General features: G+C 66.4%; 8 protein-coding genes. All 8 read left to right on the top strand.

Annotated features, from left to right (window positions below; translation table 11 throughout):
• The first annotated feature begins 101 nt into the window (after window positions 1-101).
• The 8 genes from ACVZTU_RS15265 to ACVZTU_RS15230 all read left to right on the top strand — a co-directional run bounded on the left by ACVZTU_RS15265 (window position 102) and on the right by ACVZTU_RS15230 (window position 11,533).
• Window positions 102-1,994, top strand: a complete 1,893-nt coding sequence (locus ACVZTU_RS15265) for a PucR family transcriptional regulator (RefSeq protein WP_482400764.1) — start codon at window positions 102-104, stop codon at window positions 1,992-1,994.
• A 149-nt stretch (window positions 1,995-2,143) separates the two neighbouring features.
• Window positions 2,144-3,673: a type III PLP-dependent enzyme domain-containing protein gene (locus tag ACVZTU_RS15260; RefSeq protein ID WP_248283902.1), complete on the top strand. Its 1,530-nt coding sequence runs from the start codon at window positions 2,144-2,146 to the stop codon at window positions 3,671-3,673.
• A 183-nt stretch (window positions 3,674-3,856) separates the two neighbouring features.
• Window positions 3,857-5,677 (top strand): ABC transporter substrate-binding protein, encoded by a 1,821-nt coding sequence (locus ACVZTU_RS15255; protein WP_139468098.1) that lies wholly within the window; start codon window positions 3,857-3,859, stop codon window positions 5,675-5,677.
• Window positions 5,678-5,803: 126 nt separating this feature from the next.
• Window positions 5,804-6,961 (top strand): ABC transporter permease, encoded by a 1,158-nt coding sequence (locus tag ACVZTU_RS15250; RefSeq protein ID WP_482400763.1) that lies wholly within the window; start codon window positions 5,804-5,806, stop codon window positions 6,959-6,961.
• Window positions 6,961-7,944, top strand: coding sequence for an ABC transporter permease (locus ACVZTU_RS15245; RefSeq protein ID WP_139468099.1), 984 nt, complete (start codon window positions 6,961-6,963; stop codon window positions 7,942-7,944). The genes ACVZTU_RS15250 and ACVZTU_RS15245 overlap by 1 nt, the downstream gene beginning before the upstream one ends.
• Window positions 7,944-9,599 carry an ATP-binding cassette domain-containing protein gene (locus ACVZTU_RS15240; RefSeq protein WP_139468100.1) on the top strand — a complete coding sequence of 552 codons (1,656 nt, stop codon included), beginning with the start codon at window positions 7,944-7,946 and terminating at the stop codon, window positions 9,597-9,599. The genes ACVZTU_RS15245 and ACVZTU_RS15240 overlap by 1 nt, the downstream gene beginning before the upstream one ends.
• A complete protein-coding gene (locus ACVZTU_RS15235) occupies window positions 9,592-10,638 on the top strand; it encodes a S66 peptidase family protein (RefSeq protein WP_139468101.1) in 1,047 nt (348 codons plus the stop codon). Before ACVZTU_RS15240 ends, ACVZTU_RS15235 begins: the two co-directional genes overlap by 8 nt.
• 94 nt (window positions 10,639-10,732) lie before the next feature.
• Complete coding sequence (locus ACVZTU_RS15230) at window positions 10,733-11,533, top strand: serine hydrolase (protein ID WP_139468102.1); 801 nt, start codon at window positions 10,733-10,735, stop codon at window positions 11,531-11,533.
• The last annotated feature ends 70 nt before the right edge of the window (window positions 11,534-11,603 follow it).

Genomic DNA, 11,603 nt, shown 5'->3' with positions numbered 1-11,603 from the left:
GAGGCGGCCGACCCGTCCGGTTCATCCCACCCCACCGAGGCGACCGGTTCCGTTGACGCGGACCCTCCCGACCACTGTCGGTCGTTGACTACAGTGGGAGCATGACCGACACCGCGAGTCCGCGACTGTCCCGCCTGATCCGGGACACGGAGGGGTTCCTCCTGCCGCTGACGGAGGTGGCCGACGACGTCGCGGTCGCGCGAGTCGAATTCGGCTTCGACCTGCCAGCCGCTTCCACAGAGCCGTCGGCCGCAGCGCTCACTGCTCCACGCACGGCTCCGCTTACCGCTGCACGCACGGCTTCGACACCCGAGGCGGCTGACCACGGCTCCTTGAACGGCACAGTCGTCCTCGTCACCGAGCCGGTGCGCAGCCCTGCCGGGCTCGATTCCGTGCTGACCGACTATGCGGGAGCCGCCGCTCTCGTCGTCCCGCCCGGAACGCACAGCCACCTCGGTGACGAGGCCGATCTGCGGGGGAGTGCGGGCCGGGCTCCGGTCCTCCTCGAACGATCGCCGCATGTGACGTGGTCGGAGATCCTCGTCCATCTGCGACAGCTCATCGAGGGGGCGACGAGCGCCCTGGCCTGGCCTGATGTCGACGACCTCAGCGCCCTGGCCGCCGTCATCGCCGAAACCACGGGCGCGTCGGTCACGATCGAGGACCCGGCCTCGCGAGTGCTCGCGCATGCGAACCTCGGCGACGAACTCGATGAGATCCGTCGCGAGACGATCCTGTCCGGGGCCATTCCCGACTGGCGGATCGCCGAACTCGAGGAATCCGGGTTCCTCGACACGATCCGCCGTTCCACCGATGTCGTCGAACGTCCCGCCGAAGGCACATCACCGGCTCGATCGGTCATCGCCCTGCGCAGCGAGGGCGAACTCATCGGGTCGATCTGGGCGGCCTACCCGGCCGAGGTCGACCCCGAACCGCTGCGCGAGGTGCTGCGCGACGCAGCCCGCGCGGCCCTGCCCGTGATGCTTCGGACCCTGCGTCGGTCACCGTTCGAGAAGCGCATCCGCCGGGAGGCTCTCGGCGGGATCCTCGCCGGTTCGGCCGATCTCGGGCCGTCGGCGACCCTGCTGTCGCTGCCGTTCTCGGGCAGCTTCTGCGTCCTTGCCTTCACCGAGGTGGCCCCCGACCGAGAGCCCGTCCTGCGGTTCCATCTGCGGGCTGCCTTTGCCGATGCCGTGCTCGCGCACGTGAGCTCTGCCGGTGCCGTACACGCCGGACATAGTTCTGTCCCTGTCGGCCCGGCAGATGTCAGCATGGGTCGATCCGGAACCGGGGAGCGGGTCCACCTCGCGGCATTGGTGCAGATGAGCGAGCCGATGAACGCCGAACAGGTGCGCGATCACGTCATCGCCGCTCTGCGCAGGTCCCTGCCGAAGTCGGAGACCCTGTGCTTCGGAGTCGGCACCCCGGTCGACCGCCTCGATGCCGTGCACCGGTCGTGGACCGAAGCCGCATACGTCGTCGACGCCGTGCAGGCTGTCACCGAGGCGGGGCCTGGCGCGGACGACGAGGACGTGGACCCGACCCCACAGAAGAACTCGGGTACGCGCGCAAGTCCGAGTACTCACGGCCGAATCGTCGGGGCGACCATCCGCGACGTGGCAGCGAGGGTCGTGGGTCTGCAGGTCGCCGATACGCTGCTGGCCGCAGATGAGCGCGTGATCGGCGGAGGGCCCGGACCGGCCGACGGACGAGCACCCACCGGCCAGCGGGCTCAGGCGGGCGCAGGAGTACTCGGTCCGGCACAGGCACTGGCGGCTCACGACTCTCAGCACAACGGCAGCCTGCTCGAGACCCTGCGCGTCTACTTCGCCACGGTCGGCAACTCGGCCGAGGCCTCCCGCCGACTTCATGTGCACACGAATTCGCTGCGGCATCGCCTCGGCCGCATCGAGGAGATCACCGGACTCTCAACGGCGGAACCGGCCGAGCGGCTCTGGCTCGAACTCTCCGTGCTCGCTCACGACCGGTCGTGAGAAACCTACAATCAGCCCCCGCGAACATTGGCGAATTATCGTGCGTTCTTCGAGGTCAGCCGTCCTAAAGTGACAACAGATCTCGAACAAAGGACGTTATGCCCAGTCACCACCATGCGATTCCGAACCGTCGCGCCCGAGCAATCCGAATGATCGCAGAGAACAGTGTGTCGCCTCACCGCTCAGCCGATCCGGCACAGTCGGCACACGCCTCCGCACCGTCGGATTCGGCTCCTGCGCAGCCGGATGCCGCACCCGCGCAATCGGACTCCGTCCCGGCGCTGACCGATGAGGCGGCTGTGCTCGGACTCATGGATCTTGATTGGGTCGACACCGCCTTCGACCGGCTGACCTCGGCATTCGCATCAGATCGCGAGGTGCTCCACGCAGTGGCGTGCAAGGCGGTGCCGCTGCCGTCGTTGCTGCGCCGGTTCGCCGAGGTGGGAGCCGGCTGCGAGGTCGCCAGCCCCGGCGAACTCGAACTCGCCCTCTCGGCCGGGTTCGCACCCGACCGCATCGTCTTCGACTCCCCGGCCAAGACCTGGGCCGAACTGTGCCGGGCCGTCGACCTCGGCGTCTCGATCAATGTCGACAACTTCGACGAACTCTCCCGCCTCGACACGATCCTGGCGGATCGGAACAGCACGGCCGTCACAGACGCCGCGCCCGCCTCGGCGAAGATCGGAATCCGCATCAATCCGCAGTCGGGCACGGGCGCGATCGGCGCCTTGAGCACCGCCACCGAAACCTCGAAATTCGGTATCGGCCTCGCCGACCCGGGTGCCCGCGAGGCCCTCATCGAGGCCTACCTCGCTCGCCCATGGCTGAGCCAGATCCACGTCCACTCCGGCTCGCAGGGCATCACCCTCGACAAAGCAGCCGTCGGAATCCGCGCCGCCGTCGACCTCGCCGAGGAGATCAACTCCCGTGCCTCGACCAGGCGGATCACGCGCATCGACATCGGCGGGGGACTGTCGGTGAACTTCGACGGTGAGGACATCACCCCGACCTTCGCCGACTACCGCTCGGTGCTCGAGGAGGAGGTGCCGGGCCTGTTCGGCTTCGACATCGTCACCGAATTCGGCCGCGCCCTCCTCGCAAAGGTCGGCACCATCCTCACCCGCGTCGAATACGCGAAGACCACCGGCGGGCGCCGCATCGTCATGACCCAGGCCGGCGTCCAGGTCGCCACCCGCACCGCTTATGCCCCGAACGACTGGCCCCTGCGGATCCTGCCGTTCACCTCGGACGGGAACCCCAAGACCGCCGAAGAGGCCGACACCGAGGTCGTCCCGACCGACGTCGCCGGACCCGCCTGCTTCTCCGGCGACCTCCTGGCCCGGGATCGGATGCTGCCGCGTCTCGACGCGGGTGACCTCGTCGCCGTGCCCGAGACAGGTGCCTATTACTTCTCGAATCCGTTCTCCTACAACCTGCTCCCGCGGGTGCCGATCTTCGGCTACCGCATTGCTCCTGACGGCGGCATCGAGTTCAGCCTCATCCGCCGCGGGCAGACGATCGCTGAAATCCTCGCCGAGGCGGGCGAGACCGAGCTGCGCCCGCTGAGCCCGGCGAGCCGCCGGCCGAACCCGGCGAGCCGCGGGCTGAGCCCGGACGGACGTGCGCTGAACCCGGACGATCGCGAAACCGCTGCCGAACCTCTTGCCCACGGCAGCTGATTTCGAACCGCCTGTGGCATCTGCACAGTGACCGGCTGGCATATTTGTGTGTTGTTGTGCCGTTTTCACGTCACTTCGAACGTAGAGTGATGGAGAACACATCTGCTCTGACCCGGGAGAACACTCCGATTCACCCGGGTCGGGGGAGGACAAGTGAATCACCGCACGAGAAGAAAGACGAAGATGTTCACTTCACACTCACTGCGCAGAGGCTGGCAACGGTGCCTGGCCGGCGTCGCAGCACTCGCCCTTGCCGGATCGATGGCCGCCTCCCCGGCGCAGGCCGCCACCTCGGAGGCTCCGGCCTCCGAGAACGTGCTGCGGATCGCCACCGACGGTTTCATCGACTCCTTCAACCCGTTCACGTCCTTCTACCTCGTGCCGACGAACACCTTCCGGTACATGTACGAGAACCTCGTGGCCAACGACGCCAAGGACGGTTCGATCACCGAGGGGCTCGCCACCGAATGGAACACGGACTCCGAGGGCAAGGTCTGGACCTACACGATCCGTCCGGACATGAAATGGTCCGACGGTGAACCGCTGACCTCGAAAGACGTCGCCTGGACCTACAACCAGATGATGGAGAAGGAAGAGATGGCGGTGGCCAACGGCAGCCTCGTCGAAAACTTCGACAAGGTCGAGGCCCCCGACGACGGCACCGTCAAGATCACTCTGAAGAAGCCGCAGGCGAACAACCCCGGCCAAGAGATCCCCGTCGTGCCCGAGCACGTCTGGTCGAAGATCGACAAGCCCGGCGAATTCAAGAACGATGAGAAGTCCGTCGGCTCGGGACCCTTCCAGCTCGAGAGCTACGAGGCGAACAAGTCGATCACGCTCAAGGCGAACCCGAACTTCTGGCGCGGCAAGCCGAAGCTCGACGAGATCCAGTACCGCTACTACACGAACTCAGATGCGCAGGTGCAGGCGATCCGCTCCGGCGAAGTCGACTTCATCACTGGGCTCAGCCCCGACCAGTTCACGGCGCTGGAGAACGCGGACAACGTCGAACTCAACGACGGCAACGGCCGCCGCTTCAATGGAATCTCCATCAACCCGGGCGTCGCCGACGCCAAAGGCAAGGAATTCGGCACCGGCAATGAGGCGCTCAAGGACAAGAAGGTCCGCCAGGCAATCCGCGCCGGCATTGACACCGAGACCCTGCGCAAACAGGTCATGCAGGACTATGCGCAGCCGGCCACGAGCTTCATTCCTGCCGTCTACCCGGACTGGGCACTCAAGTCCGACAACTCCGTCATCAGCGGATTCGACGTGGCCGAGGCGAAGAAGCTCCTCGACGACGCCGGCTGGAAGGAAGGATCCGGCGGCATCCGCGAGAAGGACGGTGAGAAGCTGCAGCTGCGCTTCCTCACCGACGCCGACGCGCCGATCGAACAGAGCACCGCGAAGTTCCTCAAACCGTGGATGAAGGACATCGGCATCGACCTGAAGAACGAGTCCTCTGACGTCGACACGGTGTCCGAACGCACCACCAAGGGCGACTACGATATGTACTTCTCCGGCTGGTCGATCAATCCCGATCCCGACTACCAGCTGAGCATCAACACCTGCGGTCAGCGCCCCGACGCCGACGGCAACGGCGGCACCAGCCAAGACGGCTGGTGCAACAAGGAATTCGACAAGCTCTATCAGGCTCAGCACGTCGAGCTCGACCCGGCCAAGCGTCAGGACCTCGTGCAGAAGGCCCAGGCCATCCACTACGAGGAAGCCCCCTCGGTGACGCTGTGGTACCCGAACCAGCTCGAGGCCTACCGCTCCGACCGGTTCGACAACTTCACCAAACAGCCCAGCGACGGCGGTGCCATCGCCAACCAGGTCGGCTACTGGGGATATTCCTCGGTCGAACCCGTCAGCGAAGAGGAAGCCACCGGCGGCGGAATGGGCGCCGGAGGCTGGATCGGCATCGCGGCAGCGGTCATCGTCGTCCTCGGCGGAGGCGGCTGGCTGCTCAGCCGTCGCAAGAAGTCCGACGACCGCGAATAGTCCCCACACCCACAGTCCGGGTGCCGCACCATCCGCACCACCTGCGGCACCCGGACCCGCGGGCCAGTCCGCACCACCCGCGGCAACCGGGCCCACGGGCCCGTCCCCACCATCTGGAGCACCATAGTGAGCACACCCACCCACGATCCCCAGTCCGGGGATCGCCCTGACCGAGGACCGGGCACGGCGAACCCGGGCACCGACCCCACGAACCCCAGCCCCGCCTCGGCGAAGGGATCCGCGGCAACCGCCGACGGGAGCCCCGCCGACGCGAACCCCGCCACCGTCGATATGGACGAACCACCGGCCGGCGGATCGTTCGCCCGTTACTTCCTGCGCAAGCTCGGCGGGGCCGCGACCTCGATGGTCCTCGTCATCGTGCTCGGCTTCTTCGCCTTCCGGATGCTGCCCGGCGATCCCGTGCTCAAGATCGCGAAGGAACGGCCGATGTCCCCGGCGCAGATCGCCGAACTGCGCAGCCAGTACGGACTCGACAAACCCGTCATCGTCCAGTTCTGGGACTACCTCGTCGGCATCGTCACCGGCGACCTCGGCGAGTCCTACGTGTACCGGAAATCCGTGTCCTCGCTCATCGGCGAATACCTCGGCCCGACGCTGCTGCTCACCGCCACCGCGGCCGTCATCGCCATCGTCCTGGGCCTGTGGCTCGGACAGATCTCGGCCTGGCGCCGCAACACCCTGTTCGACAAGCTCGCCTCCTCGACCTCGCTGATCTTCTGGTCCGTGCCGACGTTCTGGCTCGGCCTCATCCTGCTCATGATCTTCGGCGGCACCCTCCAATGGCTGCCCACCGGCGGCATGATCACCCCCGGCCTCGACCCATGGTCACCGGCCGGAATCATCGACGTCATCAAACACCTCATCCTCCCCGTCGTCTCGCTCGTCGCCGTCGTCTACGCACAGTTCCTCATGATCATGCGCGCCTCCCTGCTCGAGGAGATGAACGAGGACTACCTCACGACCGCCCGCGCAAAAGGACTCACCGAGGATGAGGTCCGCCGCCGTCACGCCGTGCCGAATGCGCTGCTGCCGACCGTCACCGTCGTCTTCCTCCACATCGGCGGGCTCATCGCCGGCGCCGTCACCGTCGAAGCCGTGTTCTCGTGGCCGGGACTGGGCAAACTCACCTTCGAAGCCATCCGCGGCCCCGACCTGCCGCTGCTGCAGGGCACCTTCGTCGTGTTCTCGGCGATCATCATCGTGATGAACCTTGCCGCCGACATCGTCTACCGATTCCTCGATCCCCGCGTCAGGAAGGCCTGATGAGCGCGAACACCCCCGCCGAGGCGGCCCCCGGCCCCTCATCGAACGAACCGAATCCGCGTGGTTCGGAAACACGGGGATCCATCCCTGTCGTCGACGGCGCGAAGCTCGTGCGCGAACGCCGCCTGAACAACGCGAAGAAGAACTGGGCGCTCTTCCGCTCCGACGTTCCGGCGCTCATCGGCGCCGTCGTGCTCCTCTTCTTCATCGTCATCGCGATCGCCGCACCGCTCATCGCCCCGGCCTCGATGCTCGATGTCACGAAGCAGCTCGACGTGCCGCGCTATGCCCCGCCGAGCCTCGACCACCCCTTGGGCACCGATGACCTGGGACGGGAGCTGTGGGTGCGCATCCTCTGGGGAGCGCGCGTGTCGATCCTCGTCGGCGTCGCCGCGACCGTCATGTCGATGATCATCGGCACCATCATGGGCCTGGCCGCAGGTCACTTCACGGGACTGTTCGGCGGCATCATCATGCGCATCGTCGACTTCTTCATCGTCCTGCCGTCCCTGCTTCTCGCGATCGTGCTGTCCTCCGTGCTCGAGCGCGGTGTCTTCACGATCGTCGTCGCCATCGGACTGACCTCATGGGCGTCGACCGCACGGATCGTGCGCTCGCAGACGTTGAGCGTCGAATCTCGGCTCTACATCGAAAGGGCGCGCATCCTCGGTGCCGGACATTCCCACATCCTGTTCCGTCACCTGCTGCCTGCGGTGATGCCGCTCGTGCTCGCGAACACGACGCTGACCGTCGGTGGGGCGATCATCGCCGAATCGACGCTGTCGTTCCTCGGCCTCGGGGACACGTCGAAGGAATCGTGGGGCACGATCCTGAAGAACTCGATGGACGTGTCCGCGGCGACCTCCGGCTACTGGTGGTACGTGCTCACCCCGGGTGTGGCGATCCTGCTCGTCGTGCTCGCCTTCACGATGGTCGGGCGCGCATTCGAGGCCATCATCAACCCTGCCCTGAGGAGCCGCTGATGACCGACCTTCATTTCGAGAACGTCTCGATCACCTACCGCTCCTCATCCGACCGCGGCGACGTCGTCGCCGTGGAAGACGTCAGCCTCGACCTGCCCGCCGGTGCCACCCTGGGCATCGCGGGGGAGTCCGGGTCGGGGAAGTCGACCCTGATCATGTCGGCTCTGCGCCTGCTGCCGAAGTCGGCTCGCCTCGACGGGCGGGTCCTCCTCGGCGGGCAGGACATCCGGGAGCTGAGCTTCGGCCAGATCCGCGCGGTCCGGTGGGCGCAGGCCTCGATCGTCTTCCAAGGAGCTCTGCACTCTCTCAACCCCGTCCGCGAGGTGGGGCAGCAGATCATCGAAGCCCTCGAACATCACTCGAAGGGCACGTGGACGACCCCGCAGAAGCGCCGCGACCGGATGTTCGAACTCCTCGCCGAGGTCAACCTCGAGGCATCGAAGTCGAGCGCATATCCGCACGAGCTCTCCGGCGGGCAGAAACAGCGCATCATGATCGCCATGGCGCTCGCCTGTGAACCCGATATCATCATCGCCGACGAGCCGACGACTGCCCTCGACGTCATCGTGCAGAAGCAGATCCTGTCCGGCCTGGCCCGCCTCGTCGCCGAACGCGGAATCTCCCTGCTGATGATCAGCCACGATCTCGCCGTGCTCTCGGCCGTGTGCGCGAAACTCGCGATCATGCGTCACGGCCGCCTCGTCGAATACGGACCGAGCGACGAAGTGTGCCTGTCTCCGCAGGAGGACTACACGAAGCAGCTGGCCGGTGCGTTTCCGCAGATCGGGGACCCCGAATCCCGGCTGAATCCCCGAACACTCAAACCCGCCGAGGTGGTCCGGGCCGAACCATTCACCATGACGGATGAGGTAGTGCTCGAGGCGAAGGATCTCAGTGTCTCCTTCGACACCCGGCGGGGTCGTGAACGTGCGGTGCGCGGTGTGGACCTGCAGCTGCGGAAGGCGGAGATCCTCGCCGTCGTCGGCCAGTCCGGCTCGGGGAAGACGACTCTGGCACGGTCGCTGCTCGGTCTGCAGGAGGTGGAAGCGGGTTCGCAGCTGTCGTTCGCGGGCAAGGCTCTGCCGAAGAAGGCGAAGGAGCTGCGAGCATTTCGGCAGAAGGTGCAGATGATTCTGCAGGACCCGGCCGGATCGCTCAATCCCAAACGCAGCGTGTACGAGGCCGTGGTCGAGGGCCTGAAGGTTCAGGGGATCAAGGACCGGGAGTACGAGAGGGTCATCGGCGCGCTCGAAGCCGCCGAGCTCACCCCTGCCGAGGACTATCTCGAGTCGATTCCGCAGGAGCTCTCCGGCGGACAGCGGCAGCGCGTCGTCATCGCCGGCGCTCTGGCTCTCGACCCGCAGGTGCTCATCGCCGATGAGCCGGTGGCATCGCTGGATGCCTCGGTGCGCGGGGAGATCCTTTCGCTGTTCCTCGCGCTGAAGAAGAACTTCGGGATGAGCGCGCTCATCATCACCCACGACCTCGGCCTGGCCTGGAACATCGCGGATACGGTGGCGGTGATGAAGAGAGGGGAGATCGTCGAATACGGTGAGGTCGACAGGGTGCTGTCCGATCCGCAGCACGAGTACACGCAGGAGCTGCTCGCCGCGGTTCCCCGATTGGGAAGTCAGAGTCTGGTGAGGAATGAGTAAGCCGAGCCCATATCTCGATTCTGCGCCGCTGTCGCCCGGTGACACCGTTCGCCTCATTGCGCCGTCGGGACCCACCGACGAGGAGTCGCTGCAGCGGGCCATCGCCCAGCTGGAATCCTGGGGCTTCGACGTCGTGCCGGGGGCCAACGTCCGCAGCCGGCACCCGCGGGTGAAGTATCTGGCCGGCACGGACGCCGAGCGCCGGGCCGATCTCGTCGACGCGTGGTGCGATCCGGACACGGATGCGGTGATCGCGCTGCGTGGCGGCTTCGGAGCCATGCGCCTGCTCGACGGCATCGACTTCGACCTCATGCGCCGGCACATGCTGCGCAGGGACGGCCGTCCCAAGCTGCTCACCGGCTCCTCGGACATCACCGCACTCCACCAGGCCTGGGAACACCACCTCGGCGTCGCGACTCTGTTCTGCCCGATGGTCGGCAATGACCCGTTCAAGAACTCGACGGTCGTGCCCGACGAGGTGGCCTCGTGGCTGTTTCATCCCTGGGGCGGGCGCGAACTCGGATTCCCCGCAGAGGCCTCGACGGAGGGCACCGCTGCGGCGGAGCAGACCGCTGCGACCCGCCCGCTCAGCCGGGCGCAGACGTTGGTTCCGGGGTCGGCGAGGGGCCGCCTCGGCGGGGGAAATCTCAGTCTCATCGCCGCGGGGATGGGCAGTCCCGAGCTCATCGACGTGCGGGAACGACGCGAGCATCGGGGTCCGAGCATCCTCATGCTCGAAGACGTCGACGAGGAGCTGTACCGGCTCGACAATCTCATGGTGCAGCTGGTCCGCGGCGGGTGGTTCACCTCGGCGGATGCGGTGGTGCTCGGCTCGTGGGAGGACTGCGCGCCCGTCCACGAGGTGGAGGCGCTGATGATCGACTACCTCGGCGGTCTGGGAATCCCGATCGTGTCTGAGATGGGCTTCGGCCACGATCCCGATGCGCCGAGCGCCCCACTCGGCGTCGACGTCACGCTCAAGGCGGAGCCCGGGGAACGGCCGCGGCTGTGGGTGGATCACGCGGGTGGGCAGGCATGATGGTGCCGACCACGTGCCGATGGCCCGGCTCGGTGAGGCGAACGAATCGCGGGCGCGCAGACATGAACGAAACGAGACTGACAGGAGCACGCTGATGAGCGAACTGAAATTCGATGGACTGCCCGGAGTGCGATTCAGCGCTCTGGCCTTCGACGTCGACAGTGGGGAACGGGTGTTCGCCCACAATGAGAACGACGAACTCGACACCGCCAGCATGGGCAAGGTCTTCCTCCTCCACACTGCCTTGCAGATGTACAAGGACGGCACGCTTGACCTGGAGGAACGCCTGCATCGGCGGCCTTCGGAGAGGGTCGACGAATCGGGGATCTGGTACCTCATGGAGCAGGACGATCTGAGCATCTTCGACGTCGCTCTGCTCATCGGGGCTTTCAGCGACAACTTCGCCACGAACGTGCTCATCCGCAGGGTCGGGCTGGAGAATGTTGCGGATCAGGTGGAGAAGCTCGGGTACAGGAACTCGGGTCTGCACGACTTTCTGCGCTGGCCGCGCCCGGCCAAAGCGCCGCGGACACTGTCGACGGGCACGGCCGCGGAGCTCAGTGATTTCATGGCCAGGCACGCCAAGGACGAATTCTGGGACGAGTCGACGAACGAGGTCTTCCGGCGCTGGTTGGGAGCCGGCGCGGACACCTCGATGGTCGCCTCGGCGTTCGATCTGGACCCGCTCGCTCACTACAACTACCAGCGGGACGTGTGGGTGTGGAACAAGACCGGCACGAACGGGACGATCCGGGCCGATGCCGGGATCGTGATGACGCCTACGCGTCGCGTCGCCTATGCGGTGTTCGCGAACTGGGAACCGGGCACCGACCGCGTCGTCGACGTCATGCCGATCATGCGGCAGGCCGGCAACGCGATCCACCGGTTCCTCTGAGCGTCCACTGCGTTCGACTGCCGTCGATGGGAACTCGCCTTTCGCCTGACGAATGTCCCCGGCGGCAGTC

The organism is Brevibacterium sp. OS20, assembly GCF_056837565.1.
Note: the sequence above shows the minus strand (reverse complement) of the source record. Positions and strands in the feature narration are given on the sequence as shown.

Coding starts and splice junctions, on each gene's coding strand:
- ACVZTU_RS15240 (WP_139468100.1), top strand. CDS start 7,944: ATGACCGACCTTCATTTCGAGAACGTCTCGATCACCTACCGCTCCTCA.
- ACVZTU_RS15245 (WP_139468099.1), top strand. CDS start 6,961: ATGAGCGCGAACACCCCCGCCGAGGCGGCCCCCGGCCCCTCATCGAAC.
- ACVZTU_RS15255 (WP_139468098.1), top strand. CDS start 3,857: ATGTTCACTTCACACTCACTGCGCAGAGGCTGGCAACGGTGCCTGGCC.
- ACVZTU_RS15260 (WP_248283902.1), top strand. CDS start 2,144: ATGATCGCAGAGAACAGTGTGTCGCCTCACCGCTCAGCCGATCCGGCA.
- ACVZTU_RS15235 (WP_139468101.1), top strand. CDS start 9,592: ATGAGTAAGCCGAGCCCATATCTCGATTCTGCGCCGCTGTCGCCCGGT.
- ACVZTU_RS15230 (WP_139468102.1), top strand. CDS start 10,733: ATGAGCGAACTGAAATTCGATGGACTGCCCGGAGTGCGATTCAGCGCT.
- ACVZTU_RS15265 (WP_482400764.1), top strand. CDS start 102: ATGACCGACACCGCGAGTCCGCGACTGTCCCGCCTGATCCGGGACACG.